The 20,991-nt window shown below is 35.7% G+C and carries 18 protein-coding genes; 2 read left to right on the top strand and 16 right to left on the bottom strand.

What is annotated here, in order from left to right; all coding sequences use genetic code 11:
• Window positions 1-7: 7 nt before the first annotated feature.
• Window positions 8-2,638, bottom strand: a complete 2,631-nt coding sequence (locus tag JL53_RS04740; protein ID WP_038406933.1) for a cation-translocating P-type ATPase — start codon at window positions 2,636-2,638, stop codon at window positions 8-10.
• Window positions 2,639-2,865: 227 nt separating this feature from the next.
• Between JL53_RS04740 and JL53_RS04735 the strand changes: the two genes are divergently transcribed.
• On the top strand, window positions 2,866-3,270 hold the full coding sequence (locus JL53_RS04735) for a VOC family protein (protein ID WP_038406932.1): 405 nt from the start codon (window positions 2,866-2,868) through the stop codon (window positions 3,268-3,270).
• Window positions 3,271-3,421: 151 nt separating this feature from the next.
• Here JL53_RS04735 and JL53_RS04730 read toward each other — a convergent pair whose 3' ends face one another.
• The 14 genes from JL53_RS04730 to JL53_RS04665 form a co-directional block, all read right to left on the bottom strand.
• On the bottom strand, window positions 3,422-4,351 hold the full coding sequence (locus JL53_RS04730; RefSeq protein ID WP_038406931.1) for a nitronate monooxygenase: 930 nt from the start codon (window positions 4,349-4,351) through the stop codon (window positions 3,422-3,424).
• A 593-nt stretch (window positions 4,352-4,944) separates the two neighbouring features.
• On the bottom strand, window positions 4,945-6,621 hold the full coding sequence (locus JL53_RS04725; protein ID WP_038406930.1) for a MucBP domain-containing protein: 1,677 nt from the start codon (window positions 6,619-6,621) through the stop codon (window positions 4,945-4,947).
• 339 nt (window positions 6,622-6,960) lie between these two features.
• A complete protein-coding gene (locus JL53_RS04720) occupies window positions 6,961-7,989 on the bottom strand; it encodes a DUF389 domain-containing protein (RefSeq protein WP_003718996.1) in 1,029 nt (342 codons plus the stop codon).
• 52 nt (window positions 7,990-8,041) lie between these two features.
• Window positions 8,042-8,740 (bottom strand): hypothetical protein, encoded by a 699-nt coding sequence (locus JL53_RS04715; protein WP_038406929.1) that lies wholly within the window; start codon window positions 8,738-8,740, stop codon window positions 8,042-8,044.
• A gap of 106 nt (window positions 8,741-8,846) precedes the next feature.
• On the bottom strand, window positions 8,847-9,638 hold the full coding sequence (locus tag JL53_RS15535; RefSeq protein ID WP_158423289.1) for a hypothetical protein: 792 nt from the start codon (window positions 9,636-9,638) through the stop codon (window positions 8,847-8,849).
• Between the two features lie 302 nt (window positions 9,639-9,940).
• The gene (locus JL53_RS04705; RefSeq protein ID WP_038406927.1) at window positions 9,941-11,365 is read right to left on the bottom strand and encodes a sialate O-acetylesterase; all 1,425 of its coding nucleotides are present in this window, start codon (window positions 11,363-11,365) and stop codon (window positions 9,941-9,943) included.
• The gene (locus JL53_RS04700) at window positions 11,355-11,693 is read right to left on the bottom strand and encodes a PTS lactose/cellobiose transporter subunit IIA (RefSeq protein ID WP_038406926.1); all 339 of its coding nucleotides are present in this window, start codon (window positions 11,691-11,693) and stop codon (window positions 11,355-11,357) included. Before JL53_RS04700 ends, JL53_RS04705 begins: the two co-directional genes overlap by 11 nt.
• A 6-nt stretch (window positions 11,694-11,699) precedes the next feature.
• Entirely contained in the window at window positions 11,700-13,058 is a 1,359-nt protein-coding gene (locus JL53_RS04695; RefSeq protein WP_038406925.1) for a PTS sugar transporter subunit IIC, read from the bottom strand.
• Window positions 13,055-13,363 carry a PTS sugar transporter subunit IIB gene (locus JL53_RS04690; RefSeq protein ID WP_038406924.1) on the bottom strand — a complete coding sequence of 103 codons (309 nt, stop codon included), beginning with the start codon at window positions 13,361-13,363 and terminating at the stop codon, window positions 13,055-13,057. The genes JL53_RS04695 and JL53_RS04690 overlap by 4 nt, the downstream gene beginning before the upstream one ends.
• A 139-nt stretch (window positions 13,364-13,502) precedes the next feature.
• On the bottom strand, window positions 13,503-14,204 hold the full coding sequence (locus JL53_RS04685) for a GntR family transcriptional regulator (RefSeq protein ID WP_038406923.1): 702 nt from the start codon (window positions 14,202-14,204) through the stop codon (window positions 13,503-13,505).
• 263 nt (window positions 14,205-14,467) lie between these two features.
• Window positions 14,468-15,340: an ROK family protein gene (locus JL53_RS04680; RefSeq protein WP_038406922.1), complete on the bottom strand. Its 873-nt coding sequence runs from the start codon at window positions 15,338-15,340 to the stop codon at window positions 14,468-14,470.
• Between the two features lie 135 nt (window positions 15,341-15,475).
• Window positions 15,476-16,018, bottom strand: a complete 543-nt coding sequence (locus JL53_RS04675; protein WP_003718984.1) for an HD domain-containing protein — start codon at window positions 16,016-16,018, stop codon at window positions 15,476-15,478.
• Window positions 16,019-16,086: 68 nt separating this feature from the next.
• Window positions 16,087-16,788, bottom strand: a complete 702-nt coding sequence (locus JL53_RS04670) for a carbonic anhydrase (RefSeq protein ID WP_038406921.1) — start codon at window positions 16,786-16,788, stop codon at window positions 16,087-16,089.
• Window positions 16,789-17,131: 343 nt separating this feature from the next.
• Window positions 17,132-18,106, bottom strand: coding sequence for a DUF7916 family protein (locus JL53_RS04665; protein ID WP_003718982.1), 975 nt, complete (start codon window positions 18,104-18,106; stop codon window positions 17,132-17,134).
• Between the two features lie 218 nt (window positions 18,107-18,324).
• Here JL53_RS04665 and JL53_RS04660 point away from each other — a divergent pair, with 218 nt between their 5' ends.
• The gene (locus tag JL53_RS04660) at window positions 18,325-19,185 is read left to right on the top strand and encodes a MurR/RpiR family transcriptional regulator (protein WP_038406920.1); all 861 of its coding nucleotides are present in this window, start codon (window positions 18,325-18,327) and stop codon (window positions 19,183-19,185) included.
• 106 nt (window positions 19,186-19,291) lie between these two features.
• Here the strand turns inward: JL53_RS04660 and JL53_RS04655 are convergent, their stop codons facing one another.
• Window positions 19,292-20,578: a PTS sugar transporter subunit IIC gene (locus tag JL53_RS04655; protein WP_038406919.1), complete on the bottom strand. Its 1,287-nt coding sequence runs from the start codon at window positions 20,576-20,578 to the stop codon at window positions 19,292-19,294.
• Window positions 20,579-20,991 lie beyond the last annotated feature (413 nt).

The following is a 20,991-nucleotide window of genomic DNA, read 5'->3' as shown; positions in this document are numbered from 1 at the left end:
CTCCTTTTTATGCAGTCGATTTTTTACGTTGAATGAATTTTTGAATTTCCACAAATACAAGTGGTAACATTGAAAGAACAAACGCGAGAATCCAGTGAGTCAAACTCATTTCTACTAAGAAAAACATATTTGCTAGTGGAGGAATTATCGCTAGCCCTAGAATTATAACCATCGAGCAAATCGCACTAAAGAAAAGTCCTCGGTTAGATAAGAAACCAACGGTAAAGATAGACTTATCACTTCTTACATTAAAAATGTGTGCGACAGATGACCAAGCTAGGATAACAAATGCCATTGTCATTCCAACCTCATAACTTGCACTGATGGATTGGTTGATAGTCACAAACTGCCCGATGTAAAATCCAGCCAGCGTTACAATCGTAAAGACAACTGCTTGTGTCGCCATTTTCTTCCCAAGACCATTTGCAAAAATCCCTGCGTTCTTCGGAATTGGCTTACGCTCCATAATCGAATCATCGGCTTTTTCACGGCTTAAGAAGAAGCCTGGAATCCCATCAGACACAACATTGATAAGCAGTAACTGAACCGCTACAACTGGCGCTCCCCACCCAAAAATAATGGCAATTAACATAATGAAAATTTGAGAAAAGTTGGTACTTAATAGGAAGTAAATTGTTTTCCGAATGTTTTCATATGCAGTACGTCCTTCTTTCATAGCATCTACTATCGTTGCAAAGTTATCATCCGTAATAACCATATCCGCTGCATTTTTGGATACATCTGTTCCAGTGATACCCATTGCCGCGCCAACATCAGCAGCTTTCAAAGCAGGTGCATCATTGACGCCATCACCAGTCATTGTAACAATTTCTCCATTTTTCTGCCATGCTTTCACAATTCGAATCTTATCTTCTGGACTAACACGAGCATATACGGCATAATCTCTAATATTTTTCTCTAAGTCTGCTTCTGACATTGCCGCAAGTTCTGCGCCGGTTATCGCTTTGTCGCTCTCTGTTAGAATACCGATTTCTTTTGCAATGGCAGATGCTGTCACAATGTGGTCACCAGTAATCATTACTGTCTTAATACCCGCTTTTTTCGCTGCTAACACGGCGGATTTACTTTCTGGACGTGGTGGATCAATCATCCCAACCATCCCAGCGAAAGTCAGATTGGTCTCAAGTGCCTCACTAGACAGCTCTGTAGGCATTACAGCATACTTTTTGTAAGCGACAACAAGTACTCGAAGCGCATCTCCAGCAAAGCTATCATGAACCCTCTCAGCCTCGCTCAAAAGTGTTTCTGAAAAATCAACCGGAATTCGGTCAAATGCACCTTTTGTAATAGAAAGGAAACCATCTTCTACTTGGTGAATCGTCGTCATTAATTTTCTATCTGAGTCAAAAGGAAGTTCAAAAACACGCGGATATTTTGCTTCAAGTGCTTTTTTCGTTGTTCCTTTTTCTTCTAATAATCGAATAATCGCACTTTCGGTCGGATCCCCAATGATGGTTTCTTCGCCATCTGTCACTTCAATTGTTGCGTTACTAGAAAGACTAAGCATCTCTAAAACTTTTGCTTCTTCTGTTCCTAGTTCGGCTGTTGCTTTCATTGGCTCATGCTCGGTTGCCCAAATTTGTTGGATAATCATTTTATTTTGTGTTAATGTTCCTGTTTTATCAGAGCAAATAACAGAAGTGTTTCCAATGGTTTCAACAGCAGGAATTCGGCGGATAATCGTGTTTTTCCGCACCATATTTTGAACCCCATAAGCAAGTGTCAATGTTACAATTACCGGCAACGTCTCTGGAACCGCTGCTACTGCAAGGGAAATTGCAATCATTAACGTTTCAATAATAGTTTCCCCGTACACATACACATCAATAATAAAAATTAATATACCAGCTAAAAGGGCAACAATACTCAGACGTTTCGCTAATTCTTTTAAGCGAAGTTGTAATGGTGTCATTAATTTCGATGTGCTGTTAAGTAATCCAGCAATTTTCCCCATTTCCGTTTCCATTCCAATTTCTACCACTACCGCAGTTGCTCGTCCATTAGTCACAAGACAGCCGGAGTAAAGCATATTTAGTCGGTCACCAATTGGCGCTTTTTCAGAAACTTCTGCAGCAGCATCTTTTTCTACCGGAACACTTTCCCCAGTGAGTGCCGATTCTTCCACTTGTAAACTACTACTGGAAATAATCCGTGCATCGGCTGGAATCATATCTCCTGCTACAATCTCCATAATATCCCCTGGAACCAATTCTACTGCGTCTACCTGCGTCCGGATTCCGTCACGTAACACAGTTGTCAAATGCGCATTCATACTTTGAAGAGCAGCAAGGGCTTTCTCGGCACTACTTTCTTGATAAATCCCTAAAACCATATTTAGTACGACAATCCCTAAAATTACAACTACTTTCGCCCAACCATATCCCGTTGTAATGGCTAAATAAGCGGAGATCGCTGCTGCAAAGAGTAAAACAATCGTCGTAATTTCGAGTAAGTGATGCCCGATTTTTTGGAGAAGTGATTCTTTTTCCCCTTCCTCAAATTCATTTGTACCAAACGCTTCCTGTTTTTGTTTTACTTGCTCTTTTGTTAATCCTGTGTCTAAATTTGTGTGTAGTTTGCTGAGAAGTTGCTCAATTGACTCTTTTAACCAAAGCATCCGTCTACCTCCTACGCACCCGCCCTCTTAATAAAGCAAGTACTTACTTTATTTTTATTCAAAAAAATATTAAAGATATTTATACCAATTTCTTAATTAAATTGTATAGTATATTACATTAAATAGCAAGAACTTTGTTTTTTTAATGAATATATTTTGGCTTAAACATGACACTTATACTATTTAGCCGTATACTTAATTAAATAATATAAGAGGAGATGGTCATGATGCCTTTTGCAGTTCCTTATCTAGTTTTTAATGGTGAAGGTCAAGAAGCTCTAATCTTTTATTCAGAGGTTTTTGTAGCCGAAATTACGAACGTCCAGCGTTTCAAAGAGATGAATCATTTTGATGGAGATGCCGTTTTCGGTGAAAGATTAATGCACAGCCGGTTAGCAAAAAATGGCGAGGAATTTATTTATATTACTGATACGCCATATGAAGGCTTTACGACTGGTAACCGTGTAACGATTTTGATTAATTTTGAATCTAAAAGTGAGCTGAAACGAGCCTACGAGGCGTTACTAGTTGGTGGTAAAGTAGAGATGGAATTACAAGTTGCTTTTTGGGGTTCTACTTATGCCCAAGTAACCGATAAGTTCGGGGTATTCTGGCAACTTAACTTTGGTTAATAAATTGAGGCTTTGACATTACTAAAGCTCAGCAATAAAAGTAGGAAAATAGAAAAGCAGAAATCATTGTATAGAGCCATTTCGAAAAATGGAATAGACATGTTTTCTGCTTCTTTTTCATTTTAGAGACCCATTTGCCCTGGCTTCATAATTAATTTAGTTGCAAATTAAAAATAACTTGTTTCGTTTCAGCCATCATTTCTTCTATGACATTTTTACATGGTTTGATTTCCGTAACAAGTCCTGCAATTTGACCAGCCATGACAGAACCATTATCTGTGTCGCCTTCCTGAACAGCTTTTCTAAGAGATCCTAGCGTTAGTTCTTCTAATGTATCACGGTCCGCATTTTCTTCCTCTAAACGAATATATTCTTTGATCATTTTGTTTTTGATAGAACGAACCGGAGCACCTGCTTTACGTCCGGTAACCATTGTATCACGGTCTGAAGCTTTAATGACCGCGGCTTTGAAGTCCGGGTGAACTGGACATTCTTCTGTTGCTAAAAAGCGTGTACCAATTTGAACTCCTTGTGCCCCTAAAGCGAGTGCTGCCACGATTCCTCGCCCATCAGCAATTCCTCCAGCACCAATAACCGGGATTGTTACTGCATCAACAATTTGTGGTAAAAGCGCCATTGTAGTCGTTTCTCCGACGTGCCCACCTGCTTCCGTTCCTTCCGCAATCACTGCATCTGCGCCCATTTTTTCCATCCGTTTTGCAATCATAACGGATGGAACCACTGGCATAACAATAATTCCGGCTTCTTTCCAAATCGGCATAAACGTTTTTGGTGTACCGGCACCAGTTGTGACAATACCAATTTTTTCTTCAATAATTACTTCGGTTAATTCAGCAATATTTGTCATCATTAACATTAAATTAACGCCAAACGGTTTATCTGTTAAGCTTTTTGTCTTTTGGATTTCTTCTCGGAGCATCTCCGCACTCATGCCACCAGAAGCGATAATTCCAAGCCCACCCGCATTCGAAACAGCAGCAACAAGTGGAGCTTTCGCAATTTGCGCCATAGCCCCTTGGATAATCGGATATTTAATATTTAATAAGTTCGTAATCGACATTTTTCCCCTCCTGCATCCTTGTTTGTTTTATCACAATTAAGTATATCAAAAAAACATTGGTTAAACTAGCCACTGTTGGGGATTTATTCGTAGCGAAATAATTTCTTGTTATCGGCAAATTTCCGATTACTAACTTTACAAAAAAACGCTAATTATTTCTCCATTAACTTCAACTTTGATGGGGTGTTTACGTCTAATTGGATTTTAAGTCCGCTGCTAGATTCTGCAAATATTTCCCCAGAAGTACTTTCGGTAACAGTCCCAAATGGATTGGATGTATCTGAGTAAATAACCCCCACTAGTTTTAATTAGTAATTGTCCTTTCTTCCATAGTCCAACTATATGCATCATGAAGATCACTCACTTTTAGAAGAACAGTTAGCTTTGTTCTCATTTCCAAGTTAATTTGTACTACTTACTAAATGCTTTTCTGCCTATAATTTTATCATTTTCGTTAATCCTATGTTATGGCTGTTTTGAAAAATCTCAAAAAAACACCACTTACCAAATTTAATTCCAATTTGATAAGAAGTGCTTTTTTATAACTAGGCAGCTCGTTATCTGCTGAGCCTTTTATTAATGTTTTTTGAGGCTTATTTTGCTTTTCTAGTTTTACGCAAGAAGATGAAAAGTCCACCTAGTAAAACTGCTCCAAGTCCAACTAATAAACCACTTTGTAAAGCGTTATCTCCAGTTTTTGGTAGGGAGTTTTTCGCCATTGTCGATGTTTTAGCTGGAGTACTTGTTTGTGTTTTTGCAGTAGTTGTATCTCCACTAACTTGCGGAGTTGTTGTGCTTTCATTCACATCGCCATCATTGGTGCTTTTGCTATCACTATTACCTTTAACTGTGTCCTTATCGGTAGGAATATCCGAGCTATCATCAGATTGGGCTTTCGCATCGTCACTTGAATTATTGTTATCATCTGGATCAACAGGTGTTGGCGTTACATTGTCATCGGTATTTTTTTCATACATATAAGTGACGGTTTGCGTTTCGTCTGTAAAAGTACCAGTTGCGTTTGCTGGAGTTTCTTTTAGTGTCCAGCCATCAATTGTTTTTGCTTCTGAAGTATAGCTTTCATCTACGTTGCCGCTTAATGTTTCTGACGCCGCTAATTCATTGCCATCTGCATCCACATATTTTACGGATACATCTGCACCAGCTTGAACTTCTGCAATTTTCTTGAATGGTACTTGTAAATTAACACTACCACCATTTTGTTCAAAGGTTACCATTTTATCTAAGTTTGCTTGATAAGCTGCTTCATCAAATTCATAGCCTTCAAAGTTTTCTGCGATGAAATCCACATCGAATGCATCTACAGTTCCACCAACTGCTGCTTCAAATTGTGCAGCATCGATATCGCCATTCATGTAAGCAACGGTATTTTCCAGTACCACATTCCACGAAATTTCCGTTGGTAATGTACCTGGTCTTAAGTCATTATAGCTTGCTCCATTTGCTAAATCACCAAATGTGACTGTGTCCGATGGTACGCCATCTGGATATGCATAAGATAAGTCTAATGATGTTACAAGTTCTTGACGCTCACCATCTTCTGCATAGAATGAAATACCTACTGTTCCTTTGTTGACTTCACTTTCATTTTTAGTGTAAGTGTAAGTTACTGTTTGGTTCGTTTCACCAAATTGTCCATTTTGGTTACTTGGAAGTTTGGTTTCATCAACGGTGTAGCCATCAATTGTTTTCGGTTCTGTTGTATACGCTGTGTTTAAATCTCCAGCTTGTACAGTGTCTTCTGCAATTTTATTTCCATCTTTATCTACATATTTCACCGTCGTAGTTGATTGAGTGTTAACAGTATATGATCTTTCTCCACCATTTCCGGCGCCATCATAATATTCAAGGCTAAAGCTTCCAGTGCCAGCCTTTGTCGGTGTTCCTGAAAGTGTCACATCTGCATATTGATAATGTGTTCCATCTGCACTTTTTGGACCGTATACGATGTTATAATTCATGCCATCCATGTTTGTTAAAACTACTTTCACGTCAGAAATATTACTTCCATATTCAAGCTCCCCAATTGGTTGGTCTTGAATATGAATTGTTTTTGTTACTTGTTCCCCGATAGTTAACTCCAAATCACTTGTTGCCGTTAATGCTTTGTTGTTCATATATGTGGTTGGTGCAGCTTTTTCTGTTTTATTTTGATCAATAGTATCATTACTGGCTGCATACACTTGAAATGGTGCTTGGACGATTAATATTGTACCTAATAATAGAGCTCCTATTTTGCTTGATTTCATTTTTTCATACTCCTTAATTTTTATTTACCAAGCCTACTAAAAATATGAGAAAATCGTTGGTACGACTTGACTTTTAAAGTATAGCACCCTTATTTTTTTGACCGTGTAAAGAATTTCACACCGAACCCCTTATTTTATGTCCATTTTTAGGATGGAACTATTTCATCAAAAAAAGCTGTAGATTTAGTGATTATTCACCTAATCTACAGCCTCAAAAATAGAAACTATTTACTTAAAGCCTCTCTAATTCTAGTTGCAGTGTTTTTCGAGAAAATTGGATATATAAGGCTAAAAGTCATCATAAAAAAACAGCCTCTAGTTAAGGCTGCTTTTGTTAGACTATTCAGCGTGGGTTTCTACATTTTTACTATCTTCTTCATCAAGCTTTTTCTTAATGTATTGATCGATATATTTAGTTACCTCGCTCCCTTTTAGTTCAGTAAAATCTGGCACTTGATCAATATCCAGTGTAACCTTATCTAATCCGTAATCTGGTAAATCTTGCTGGATAATTTGGACCTTACTCTTTGGCATTGGAGCTCCAGATATTGTCACGGTAAGCAGTTCTTTATCCTCGTTATAGCTTTGATTTAATACTACGTAATCTGCAAATTCATTCGTTACAAATTGGTTGATAGATGATTTTTGGATACTTTCTTGGACTAAAATCGAGGCAGAAAAAATACTTGGAACAACAATAAATAGCGATAACACAATCGTAAAGATGATAATACGCCTGTTTTCTTTTTTAGTTTTTTCCATATGAAGTGGAAATCGCATAAAGCGAATACCAATAAAAGTAGCAATTGTTATAAAAGCACAGTTAATAATAAATAAATAAGAGGCACCGATAAAATAAGAAAAATTAAGTGTCGCAATAGCGTAACCAATCGTACAAACTGGTGGCATTAGTGCTGTTGCAATCGCAACTCCGGGAACAATATTGGTACTGGTCTTTTTGGTAGCTCCAATAATTCCGGCAATCCCTCCTCCAAAGGCTATTATCACGTCCCATATGGTAGGAGAAGTTCTAGCAATAAGCTCATCGCTCGCATAGGTGATTGGTGATATAGTGAAGTAAAGTGTTGCCACGACAAGACTCACCAAAACTTCTACCAAAAGTAACTTTGCGGCCCTTTTTACAATATAAAAATCAAAGACAGAAAGCCCGTACCCAACACCTAAAATAGGAGTCATTAATGGTGAAATCAACATCGCACCAATGATAACAGGAATCGAATTCATATTTAATCCTATGGAAGCAATCAAAATTGCACACATCAAAATGACAGAATCACTTGTTTTAATTTTCAAATCCGCGATAATTTTTTCTCTAAATTCCAGTGCATCATAATTCGTATTAGCCATAAATTCTCCTTATGTGAAAAATTATATTTTTTTGAAATCAATAGCTATTAGCCTAATTTTGCGGTTTTTTCCACAAACGGTATAATTCGGTAATATGCGCACTAAGAATTAATAGGAAGGAAATCACAGTTCCAATAATAAGTAGGTTTTCATAATTTTTAACTTTATCAAACCATTCAGAAAGCAAGGTGAAAATACCTGTGTGTTCATCTAGTTTACTGGAGATTTCTTTGAATTTTTGAATAGACTTCTGCGGATCATCCAGAATAGTAGCAACGGCCTCTTCCACTTCTTGTGAGTTATGAGATAAAACAATTTTTTTAGCTGTAACCACATTTTCATGGATATTTTGGTACGTATGTAAAGATTGAACACTAAATAAAAGTAGAAAAGAAATGAGCGAGATGAGCAGTAGGCTATATCCACTTGTAATCGCAATACTTGATTTTGTCCAGCCTTCTTTCTTTTTTGCACGAAACATAATTACGATGATAAAAACAGGAACAGCAATAATAAATAACAACTCAATGATAACAAAGATAACCGTACTCTTCAGTGCAGCAACAATTTGATGTAAAAAGAAAGTAACTAAATCTTTCCCCGCTAAAAGATTAATTATATTGGAAACAGAAAAATCAAAGTGCCCCGAAACCATATTCCAAATAATTTCTCGCTCAAAAAGTAAAACTAAAAAAACAATTGCAATAAAAAATATACTAGTAATAAGTACGATTTTTCTTTCTCTTATCAATTTAACTCCCCCTTTTTATTTATGCTATTTCCTTTTATTCCCTGAATTAATAATAAATAATCACAAATCACCCTGATCTTATAAGTTTTTTATCAATGAAGCTACCTTATTTGCTCTCACTTGGAAAATATAAGTATTTCCTTAGTTTTAGTGTAGCGCGTACTATCATAAAAATAGCTACCGCAAATATGATAGTCCAAATAGCTATTCCCGTTATAGCAATTATCGTGTGTTGGAACAAAATATCGTGCCTTGTATCAAACTGTGAAAGCATAGCTGTTTCAAGTGCAAATATAGCCACCAATGCGACCACAAGATTAATTACCTTGGAAGCAGATAGAACTGGACTACCTTGTTTTCTAAACCTAATCACATTGATAATCGAGATAATGACAGAGTAAAAAGCATAAATTGCCATTACATAAATAAGCATACCAATATATTCAAAACCTTTATTTTGTTGTAAAACTAATATAATAACACCAACTAGTACAATATTCATCAGTAACAGCATAATACCGCAAAATCGATAATATCTCCATTCCAAGAAAATATTTTCTCCAAATGTATTTTTATTTGCATATCGAAGTAATAAAAATCGCATGACAGCCAAAAAGCAATAATAAAAAGCAAGTGTGATAAACCATACAGATTTAGAATACCATCCTGTACCTAAGTTAACCGTCATGAAAAAAAAATTTATTGTAAGTGACAAGTATAATGAAAGGTGTGACCTGAAAGACAAATCAAATATGTACCGCTTAGCAAACTTATTTTTAGAAGCAATCTGTAAAAAATGCTTTTTTAAATATCCCCAAAGCTGTACACTAATAATGATGAATGAATACGCAGAGATTAAGTAAGAGATATAAGCAAATGTCCCCTTCTCTTGTGGCATAACAATGAAAACCTCTAACATTAAAAAAAGTGTTACTAGCACACAAGCTAGCACAATATACTTATGTGGTTTGAAAACATGATGCACTATTTGTCTGAAGCGTTTCAAGCTATCACTCCTGCTTTATTATAAGATTTTTAGCTTTATCGGTATTTTATTTCCTTTGCCAAGAAACATTTTACCATTAAAGGAAGCGGATTCCTACTATATATATATATGTTATCTCCTTTTTCGAAATATTTATATGCTAAAATAACAAAGAAACCCTACGATTATAGGATTTCTTTGTCAGCTTTGTTTTCTTAACTAGGCAAATCTACTTGGAACGGGGAAACCGGGATACCGTATTCATTAACTAAATATCCCCTCGGAAAGTTTTCATAGGCGTATTGAAAAACAGGCTCACTTGCTGTAGCTATAATAAGTGTTGCACCCTTGATTTCTACACCTGGGAAGTTAAAAGGATACTCGCCAATAACTGTTAATTGTTTCGCGTTTTCTATTACTATAGTAGATTGAATCAAACGACCCATTCTCGGTGTTACACTTTCTACAGCTTGATTTAGTATCTTATTTACGGTAAAGGCTGTTCGTTCTCCTATAACTCGTTTGGAAGGTGGATGAATATCATAGGCTTCTCCTGTATCAATCGTTGTAATCAAATAAGCTCCCAAAGTTTCCTTAGCTACTTGCTCTTGAATTTCTCTAATAATCGGCCAACTACCATCTGGTGCATTGGCATATCTTGGAAGTTGCACGATAAAGAATGGTAATTCATCCTGCCCGAAGATTTGTCGCCACTGTTTAATAAGCTTTTCAAGTAGTAATTGGTAGACTGCACCAAACTGGACATCTTCCTCTCCTTGATACCATATAATTGCTCGAAACTTCATCCCGATAATGGTTTGTAGCATCGTATGAAATAATCCAGAAGGTCTACCATAACTTTTTGGTGTCATTGGTGGCGGCCAAGGAGAATGTCCCAGTATTTGTTTAACTTCCATTAAGGTCATCTCTGGATGTTCAGCAATAAATGCTTCCTTCTTCCGAGCAAATGATTGGCTTTTTGCTTCGAAAGCTTCTCGTTCCGCCTCTAATTCCGCCTCATTTTTATTTAAAACTGCTCGTTCAAATGGCTCAAGATAGGTTTGTTTTAACGCCTCACTTTCTGCCAGCACCTCTTCAGAAACCCAACACGAAGCCGATGTACCACCTTTATAGCAACCAATAATCCCAATCGGAATTGCTGGATTTTCTATAAATAATTTTACTGCAAAATAATATGCTACTGCTGACATATTTTCATTTGCCTTTTCCCAGTTCATCATACTTAGCACATGTCCCGGATATTCCATTTGCGGTACATTATAAAAACGGATTTTCGACCAATCCATTTTTTCTTGAGCTACTTCTATGTCATTTTTCAGTTGGAATTCCATGTTAGATTGTCCAGCAACTAAGTAGACATCTCCAAATAAAATATTTTTAAGTGTTATGTGCTCCCCTTCCGAGATAAATTCGCATGATACAGTCTCATTTGCTGAAAAAGGGGGAACTTCTATTTGAAATTGTCCAGCTTCGTTGGCGATTGTTTCTAAGGCAAGATTTGGCAAAAATAATTTCACTTTCGCCCCGACTCTCGCTTCTCCAAAAAACAAGCTGGGTTTATCCCGTTGCAAAATCATCTTATCCGAAAAAATTGGCGCTAACTTAAAATCATTCGTCATTGGCTTGACTCGTCACCTTCTCTAATTTGCTATATAATACTTGAAACCGTTCTGCTATATCAATCATAATGTTGGCAGTTGTAAAATGATCTTGAGAATGAATAAGGAGAATCGATTTTTCTATTTCTGTTCCATTCATTTCACTAGTCAACCAACCAGTTTGAATCCCATGTGCCTCATGTAGCGTTTGTTTTGCTTCTTTTACAGTCTTTATTGACTGCTCCAATTCCCCTTTTTCTGCTTCTAAAATTGCATTCATCGCCATCGACTTAGCATTTCCAGCAACAAAAATCAGTTGCATTGCTTGTTCTAATTGCGTTTCATTCATTTAAAATCAAACTCCTTTCATTTTTTTCAGATTCATTTGGTTCGCTATACGTATAAATGGAATATAAATAAGAACCGCAACGGCTAAATTAATTAATTGAACTATCGCACCATTGATTGTCCCAGTGAACAATAATCCTGAAATAAGTGGCAGAACTGTCCAAGGTACATTATTAGTTATCACATCTATAAAACCGATATGGGTAAAGAAAACAGCTAAATAAAAACAAACCGGTTGCACCAGCACAAAAGGCACAAACATTACTGGGTTTAATACAATCGGCAAACCAAACGTGATTGGCTCACTAATATTGAACACAGCAGGCATCAAAGCTATTTTAGATACTTTCTTCTCTGCGTTAATTTTGGAAAAAATTAAAATAGCTAAAACTGGTGCAAGCGCGAATGTTCCAGCAGCAATGGTAGAAAAATTCATAAACATTGTTGAATATAAATGTTTCGCCGTACCTAAAATATTTTCTGTATCAGCAACATTCCAAGTAACACCAAAAACAGGTCCCCAAATAGATGTTGGGTGAATTCCAAACCATTGTAATAGCGGCCAAGTAATTTGAACGACTAATGCGAAGGCAGCCGTTCCAGAAATCGCCATTGCTGGTTTTTGTAAAACTTGCAGTAATAATTCAGGCAATGAAACTCCTGCCAAACCAACACTAATTCCAGTACCAATAACAAATACTGCTAAGGTGATAATCCCCGGAATTAATGATTCAAAACTACGTGCAACGGCTGGCGGTACAGAATCCGGCATCTTGATAATGATGTTTTTTTGCAAAACTTTATTATAAACAAATACTGCAATCCCACTAATCAAAAGTGCTGAAAAAACTCCTGGTGTTCCTAAAAAGTTAGAATTCAGCATTCCTGTTATCTCTACATTTTTATTATTCACCATATAATCGTAATTCCATGGTAAGCAAATAAAGAAAGAAGCCATTGCATACAATACAGATGTCATATGTTCTTTATTACTCGGGAAAAACTTTTTCGAGAACGTATAGGAAAATACCACAACAATCAGTAAAGAAAATACCGATAAAGCACCTTGAGAGAATAAATTAACAAGCGATTGAATATATGTAAGTGTTTGAGCAAAATCAGAACTAGCCCAAGCACTCCAAGAACCACTTATTAATTTCCCAATATGTAAGCCCTGTTCTCCAAAAATCAAACCATTTGGATCTAGAAAAACAGAACTAATCATGACAGCAAATCCTGCTATCATTGTCACAGCTGCGACAAGTATAAATGTGTCACGAAGCGTAAGTAGCAATTTATTTCCAGCAATTTTTCCTACAGTGCGAGTGAAAGAGGCCTGAAATCCACTAAATCCACCTGGCTTCATTCTGGAATCACTCCCTCATCATTTAATCTATTAATAATAGAAACACCATCCATTGCACCAAATTCCGCCATGGTTAAGGAAATTATTTTTTTATCTGGGTGTGCTGCTTTCACTTGATCAAATGCCCACGAAATCTGAGGAGCAATAATGATTACATCTACTTCATTTCCAACCTCATCAATCATTGCAAAGTCATAAGCATCGACATCTACGTTTGTTTTCCCCATCGCTTCATACGCTTTTTTCATTTTTGATCCTACGAGACTTGTTGACATTCCACCACTACAAAATAATGCAATTTTCATTTTCATTTCTCCTCACTTTTTTAAATAGAAAACGTTTTCTTAATTAATAGTATAACCAATAAAAAACATAAGTCAATACTTATTAATATAAGTTATAACAAATTTAAACAAAAAAAAGAAATGAAGTTTAGCTCATTTCTCAAATAATATTCACTGTTTTAAATTCGTATTCATCCGTTTTTATTTTAGTAAGTGAGTATTCACATGGCCTACCATTATCTAAAAATACTGTTTGTTCGATTTCTAGCAGTGGATAGTTCCAGTCTACCTGAAGCCATTTTTCCTCCAGCTTGGAAGGCCTAGAAGCTCGAATGCTACGATGAATACTTTTAGGTGTTAGACTAAGTTCTTCTTCCATAAACGTATATACCGAATCTGCTAAAACGTCCAATCGCATTCCCTGGATTAACTGAATTGGCATAAAACTACGCTCTATCGCAATAGGTTGGTCGTTCTTCTTTCTTAGTCGATAGATATCATATACAAATTCACTCGAGGACAATTTTAATTTTTGTGCTATATCATCCGGTGATTTAATCACTGTAAAATCTATTACTTCTGTTGTAATCTCTCTTCCATTAAAATTTTCTAGCAGTGTTGAATGTGTGAATTCTTTTGGTTCTATATCTTTAACATAGCTTCCTGATCCACGTCTTTTATAGATATAGCCTTCATTCACGAGTATGTCCATTGCTTTTCTTATAGTGATTCTACTCGCATTATACGCTTTGCACAGGTCTTTTTCGAATGGAAGCTGTTCATTTGGTTCATATGATTTTTCTTGAATTTTCCTGCGTAAATCATTCGCAATTAATTCGTACTTTGTATTCGCTATATCCATTTTATACATCCTTTATTATTTGTCATATCTTTTAATAGTGTAACATAATTTATATCATAGTACTGCTTTTTTCCTCCCAGATGTTCTGCCTCTAGATTTTATACAAATAAAGTCCATTTCCCATCCAGGGTTTAGGCATTTCCATTCTACCAAAAGTAATCCTTTCTGTGTATAAAAAATGGATTTAATCACTCCTTTCAAAAAGGAATTCTTAAATCCATTTTTCTTTTTACTGAGATTTATATCTCATTACTTGTATATGATTAATTTGTTTTTTCAGCATCCACAGCAAGTAAGACACAACCAGTAATTCCAGCATCATCCTCCAAGTTTGGCGGAACGATATATGTTTCTAAATCGGGCAACTGTACATAATTATTTACTAACGCTTTTAGTTTTTGACGAACTAATGGGAAAAGTTGACGTTGTTTCATCACGCCTCCACCTAAAACAATTCTTTCAGGAGATAATATCAATGTATAATTCATTAAGGCTTGGGCAATATAATGAGCTTCTAAATTCCAAACTTCTTCATTATCTGAAAGTTCGGCTGCTTTTTTACCCCAACGTTTTTCAATTGCTCCACCCGCTGCCAGTCCTTCCAAGCAATCACTATGACTTGGGCAACTACCAGTAAAACGATCTAACTTATGACGGCGAACCATGATATGTCCCATTTCCGGATGAGAAAATCCTTCTAATATTTTCCCAGAAACCACTGCACCGCCGCCGATTCCTGTTCCAATTGTTAGATAGACACAACTTGATAAACCTGCTGCGGCTCCAAGACTAACCTCTCCAAGCGCTGCGGCATTTACATCTGTCGTGAAACCAATCGGGATATTAAATTCTTTTTTGATTGCACCAACAATATCATAATTTCTCCAGGCGAGTTTTGGCGTTTGCGTAATATATCCGTATGTAGGACTAGATTTTTGAATATCAATCGGACCAAACGAACCAATTCCAATCGCTTTTAATTCATCTTGATACTGTTTGAAAAATTGAATAACTGCTTTCATTGTTTCTGCTGGTTCTGTCGTTGGGTAGCTTTCGCGTTTAATGATTTCCCCAGATTCTTTTCCAATTGCGACAACAAATTTTGTTCCGCCTGCTTCAATTGCTCCATAAACCATCCAAAAAACTTCCTTTCTCGTATGTTTATAACGCTTTCATTTTACATTATTTTAGCTGAAAAGGAAATTCATTTTCTAAAAACTTTAATTTTTGATTATAAGTACCTAAATTGACAGTTATTTAAAACGAAAAATTTACCTCTTAAAAATCCACTTAACTAAACGAGAATACTCTTCAAAAAAAGCAGGAATTTCAGACGGAGTTAGCCCATATTCCATATTATTTTTAATGCCTTCATTATACCATTTTTGCTTATCATAGCCGCGTTTGAAATAATTCCATACTGAATCCCCTTCAGAGCTTAAAGCATATCTTACAGAGCTTAGATTATCTAACTTATCCGCAACAATAAGTGCTTTTTCTTCCAAAGTACCTGTACGAACTTGTTCAATTGTATGAGCTTTGCGTTCTTCCCATGATAAAGTTTTATTTTCCGTATGAGAAGCAACCAAATCAGCCACAACATCACCGAAGATTTGCCGAATATCTTGGTCTGTCATCAAAGTATCCTCAACAGCATCATGAAGCAAACCTGCGATAACCACGTCTTCGGAAAAACCAGCGCGACGCAAAATCCGTGCCACATTTAAAGGATGCGAAAAATAAGGCTCACCAGTAATTTTACGGACTTGCCCCTTATGTGCTTCAATCATCATCTTGCGCGCTTTTTCATACATAAAAATAAGCCTCCACTCGTAAATCTATGCTTATACTATACAAGATTCGAGCGAGGCTTTCTAGTTTTTTAATTGTAAAAAGTAATTTCGCGACCGTTTAAATCTTGAATTGGTCGGCTGGTATTGCCAATCGCTTTATCTAATTCTGTAAAATCAGCTTGTTTCAGTGATTTCGCATTTTTCAACACAATCCACGTAACACCTTCCACTGTTGGCGGTGTTGTCCGTGAACCTTGATACGTATAAAAAACACGTTCTTCTGGCAAGAATTCATTGGCATCTAACGTAATTTCACGTTCTGTTTCAAAATCTACAAAAACTTCTGGGAAATGCTTCGGTAAATCTTTTAATTCCACATTGGTCGTATTATCGATTTCCATCCAAGCACTCATTACAAGCGTCGTTCCATCTGCTTTTTCATGTACAAAATGCCATTCGATTGGATAAATATACCCGTCTAAAAGATGCTCTGCCGGGATATGGGCATGAAATGAAACAAGTGGAAAATATTCACCATTATAGCGTAGCCCTTGCTCTTTATCATGCGGAAATACATGCACGGATTGTTCTATTCGTTTAATCGTATAATCGGTCTCTTTATAGTAAAATTTCATGGTCGATGGTTTGATTTGCTCTACATCGGATTGTTCGATATTCACCGGTGATTGAGCCCTACCAGTATCCGCTATTTCAAAGTCTGAACAAATATGTCCCCACATATCTGGACCGGTCTTTTCATCATAGCCCCACTTCACTTTTTCCACTGTCATAATCAATTCCCCTTTTCAAAAAAAAATTGCGTAATGTTATTTTAGCGGATTGCGGATCTATTCCACAAGTTATTTGCCTAATGTTCGTATTTCAACCTGGCAAATAACTTGCGTAAAGATACCGGTAGCTTTATTTTCGGTACATATTTAATAGAATTTTGTTGCTACTAATTCAAAATTTAATATAGAACGGCTATCCATATGAAAGCTATTGATATTAGTATTTTCAAGATTAAGTATATTTTTGCTTAAGTTTGCAGACATTATTAGAGATAGACTATTTTTTATAGCATATTGTATGTTCATGTTCCTCTTAATCTATAAATTATAGAGATAAAACTGATTATCTGCCGCCTGCTCCTAGCCTTCTAAAAGTAAGTCTTCTTCCTTTTAAAGCGATTGACATGGTGTATATTCCTTCTGGTGAGCTCATACCACTTAAACCTGCATCACCAATTGCATGAATGTCAGCACCAGTCATTTTAGACCATAGAGTACATTGTCTGATGGAATCATCATCCGCGCCTTCTACAGAGCAATCTAAGAAGGACATTACCAAAGTTCCAGGTTTATAAGTGTGCGTAAAAGTTGTTAATTCTCGAATATCCTCCACTGTGATACCCGGTCTACAGCCAGGCATTGGTAGGCAAATAACATCAGCACCGGCATCAATCAGTTCTTGTACAAACTGTTTATGAGTAGACATAGGAACTTGTGGATCTCCAAGTACTTTCTCAAAGACACCATCTTCCCACTTTCCAGCAAATAGTAACATTTTATCACCAACAACAGCTTTAGCCTGTCTAGTTGCTTCAACAATTGTTTGATAAGATGTTCGAGTGCCTGGATTTCCAGCTAATACAACGAAATCACACTCTTCCTGAATAGCCTTCTCCAAATTTTCTTTTGAAGCAATTCGATCATTTTTAATCAGCTGCTTTTCTGGAGCTGTTGAAGTAGTAGCATCATCACCTGCACCACATTCTAAATAGACTCCTAAAGGGACATTAATTAGTTTTTTCATCTCTTTCAAACGATATTGCTTAGTATCAAAAGTTTCGGTAGCTTCATTCCATTCCTCGACAATCAGACCTTCTTGAATAACACTTGTATCCATTGAGTAGCCATTAAAGAAAATCATATCTGCCCCAAACGCTTGACTAACTTCTGCGTTGGTAGTTCCTTCACATAAAGTATGACCAATAAAATTTTGACAAAGGACAGTTCTTCCTTCACTTGCCAAAATAGAAGTTTTTAAGTCACTGGCACTCATTTTTCTAATTTCACTTCTACTGCTGCTAATTAATCTTCTTACCATATCAAATACCTCCTAGTTTTTCATTATATATTCTAAATAAAAAGCAAACATTTCTCTCTACTTGTCCTCAGTATAGCATTGGCATATACTAAGTAAATAGAATCCAGTTATATTGGAAAATAGTACCAGTTTATTGTTTTTATGCGAAAATAATAACGGTACTTTTTACCAAAAAGCTGTTGTATAATTAAAGAAACCAAATTAGGAGAGTGAATAAAATGATTCTTACTAAGTTAGCAGATATTTCTCTTTTTTCTGAAAGGGAAACCGAAGTCGCTCACTTTATTTTAAAAAATGGTAATACTGCATGTAATATGAGCATTAAAGAATTGGCTAAAGTTACTTACAGCTCACCTTCAACTATTATGAGGTTATGTAAAAAAGTAAAAACAAGTGGATATTCCGAGTTCAAAATTAAGCTAAGTAGAGAGCTAGCAGAAAATGAAAAAATATCTCCTACTAGTAATTATAATTTTCCATTCACACAAGAAGATTCTTATGAGACTATCATTGATAACATGTATTATATTTTTAAAAATTCTATCCGTGAGGTGAAATCTGAATTCAATGTGGAAGAGCTTTATAGTATTATTGATAAAATGAACCAGTCCAGTATCATTGATATCTATGGACAAGGTTCTTCTCAGGCAGCAGCTTACGAATTCAAAAGTAAGTTAATACGGTTGGGTAAAAATGTTCACTTGGAACCTTGTTATACAGAACAGATACATCAAGCAATTAATTCTGATTCCACACATATGGCTGTAGTTATTTCGCACTCAGGTGAAAATCCAGAAACGCTAAAAATTTCATATAATTTAAATAAAAGTCAAACGCCAATTGTTGCTATTACAAAAGATAAAGCTACAATGTTAGCTAAAATAGCTGATTATGCAATCTATACAGGAATAAATGAGGCAAAACTATTGAAAGGAAAAATGGAAACTTTTAGTTCTAGTATTGCTACACAATATATTTTGGATTGTATATATAGTTTTATTTATCTAAAAGATTTTGAATCTAATCTTGAAAATACAAAACGTAACGAAATTGATTTGCGTAAACGATTTTTTGAGTAAGTTATTATCAGAAGATTTAACATGAAATCATTTAATATTTCCTGTTATCTAATAAGAATCTACTACGAGACAACTTTTGTCCCATAGTAGATTCTTATTTTCGTTATTATTCTGTAGCAGGAACATCTTCACTTGTATTGATTCTTTTTAACTCTTCCCGTTCAAATGCTTTCACAAATGGGTAATAAATCAAAGCTCCTAAAACAATGTTGAAAATTGCTGCCAGAATATATTTCCAGTCACCAGATGCAATAAAGCCTATAAGAACAGGGGGTGTTGCCCATGGTAATTCTAAAAAGGGTCTTGCAAGTATAGCAATTTGGCAAGCACCATAAGTTAGAAAAGCTCCTAATGTTCCACTAAGAATAAATGGGATAAGTAACATAGGGTTCATCACAATAGGTAACCCAAAAACTACCGGTTCGGCAATGGAGAAAAAGGCAGCTGGAAGGGCAGCGAAAGAAAAGGTTTTTAAATGCTTAACCCTTGAAAACATTAATACTGTTAATAGTCCCAATACTGGTCCTGTCCACAAGCAAGTTCTTTCTAATGCGGTGGTCCAAATATGGGGTAATGGGTCGCCGGCAATTTTTGCTGCACTATTTTCGGCAATCCAAGTTAATTTGAGTGGGTCAAAAATACCTTGAAAGAGGGAGTCGGCGTGAATACCAAAAGCCCAAAGTAATTTTGTAAAGAATCCATAAAATGTAAATACGAAAATATTATCCGTTCCACTAAAGATTGGGCTCATAACATCTCTCATTATTTCTGTAATGTTAAATTGTAGCATCGTTCTAAGGAACCAATAAAGAAGTCCGATAGTTACAAAAGGAATCAGAGAAGAAAACGCTTGCCCAACTGCTGGTGGAACACCTTCTGGCATACGAATAACAATATTTTTATTAATAAATATTTTGAATATCTTTAAAGCTAAAATGGAAGTGACCATTGTTGGAAAAAGTGCGTTTGCTCCAAATGAAGAGACATCAATAGTCCCATCGGTTACTTTATCTATATTTATCATTAAAAATGACATTAAACTCACAAGTGCAGCATTTATTTCATTAAGCTTATATTCTTTCGCATAATTAAGTCCAATTGAAACAGAAAAATATAATGTCATAAAGCCCATTGTCAAAGAGTTCATCAATCCAATTTGATCCGTATAATTTGCCAAAAAAGGAAGTATTGGTTTCTCAGTTCCCATTGACGTTGTTCCTAGTAAAGACACAAGTAGCGTGACACTTCCAAATAGTATGAAAGGCATAATGTTAACCATACTATTTTTAATAATATTTAATGTTGGACGATTAAATATTTTCATTAGTACGGGTGTCATCTTGAAAGTAATATAGTCCGTAATTCTATCCATTATATTCAACTTTTTATCCATAGTAATTCCTCCTGGGTTTAATTATCAAAGAGTTTTGATTGGCGCCGAAATCAATATGTTCTTGATAAATGTAGTATAGCATCAAGAAACATTAAATAAATGAAAGTCTGGGTAAATGGAATTTAATTCCAAGAAATCGCTTACTAAAATCCAACTAAGCGGTAAATTTTACCGCTTAGTTAGTAAATTTTTGGTAGCACATGTATGGTTTCTGATGTATAAATTTAGTTTAATTGAAAGATTCATTCATGGTATGACAGAGTTTATAATATAAAGGCTGTTTTTTCATAGGTTAGTTTATCAATTATATCTCCTTAGTATTTCGATAATAGACTTTTCTTTTCGCAGTGTCTTCGTTAAGAAAGGAATTCCTATATTAGAAAAGAAAGAGTTGATTTTTACGGCAAGATCAT

The organism is Listeria ivanovii subsp. londoniensis, from assembly GCF_000763495.1.
Lineage (GTDB): Bacteria > Bacillota > Bacilli > Lactobacillales > Listeriaceae > Listeria > Listeria londoniensis.
This window is presented reverse-complemented; position numbering and strand designations above follow the sequence as displayed.

Coding starts and splice junctions, on each gene's coding strand:
- JL53_RS04740 (WP_038406933.1), bottom strand. CDS start 2,638: ATGCTTTGGTTAAAAGAGTCAATTGAGCAACTTCTCAGCAAACTACAC.
- JL53_RS04735 (WP_038406932.1), top strand. CDS start 2,866: ATGCCTTTTGCAGTTCCTTATCTAGTTTTTAATGGTGAAGGTCAAGAA.
- JL53_RS04730 (WP_038406931.1), bottom strand. CDS start 4,351: ATGTCGATTACGAACTTATTAAATATTAAATATCCGATTATCCAAGGG.
- JL53_RS04725 (WP_038406930.1), bottom strand. CDS start 6,621: ATGAAATCAAGCAAAATAGGAGCTCTATTATTAGGTACAATATTAATC.
- JL53_RS04720 (WP_003718996.1), bottom strand. CDS start 7,989: ATGGCTAATACGAATTATGATGCACTGGAATTTAGAGAAAAAATTATC.
- JL53_RS15535 (WP_158423289.1), bottom strand. CDS start 9,638: ATGCCACAAGAGAAGGGGACATTTGCTTATATCTCTTACTTAATCTCT.
- JL53_RS04705 (WP_038406927.1), bottom strand. CDS start 11,365: ATGACGAATGATTTTAAGTTAGCGCCAATTTTTTCGGATAAGATGATT.
- JL53_RS04700 (WP_038406926.1), bottom strand. CDS start 11,693: ATGAATGAAACGCAATTAGAACAAGCAATGCAACTGATTTTTGTTGCT.
- JL53_RS04695 (WP_038406925.1), bottom strand. CDS start 13,058: ATGAAGCCAGGTGGATTTAGTGGATTTCAGGCCTCTTTCACTCGCACT.
- JL53_RS04690 (WP_038406924.1), bottom strand. CDS start 13,363: ATGAAAATTGCATTATTTTGTAGTGGTGGAATGTCAACAAGTCTCGTA.
- JL53_RS04685 (WP_038406923.1), bottom strand. CDS start 14,204: ATGGATATAGCGAATACAAAGTACGAATTAATTGCGAATGATTTACGC.
- JL53_RS04680 (WP_038406922.1), bottom strand. CDS start 15,340: ATGGTTTATGGAGCAATTGAAGCAGGCGGAACAAAATTTGTTGTCGCA.
- JL53_RS04675 (WP_003718984.1), bottom strand. CDS start 16,018: ATGTATGAAAAAGCGCGCAAGATGATGATTGAAGCACATAAGGGGCAA.
- JL53_RS04670 (WP_038406921.1), bottom strand. CDS start 16,788: ATGACAGTGGAAAAAGTGAAGTGGGGCTATGATGAAAAGACCGGTCCA.
- JL53_RS04665 (WP_003718982.1), bottom strand. CDS start 18,106: ATGGTAAGAAGATTAATTAGCAGCAGTAGAAGTGAAATTAGAAAAATG.
- JL53_RS04660 (WP_038406920.1), top strand. CDS start 18,325: ATGATTCTTACTAAGTTAGCAGATATTTCTCTTTTTTCTGAAAGGGAA.
- JL53_RS04655 (WP_038406919.1), bottom strand. CDS start 20,578: ATGGATAAAAAGTTGAATATAATGGATAGAATTACGGACTATATTACT.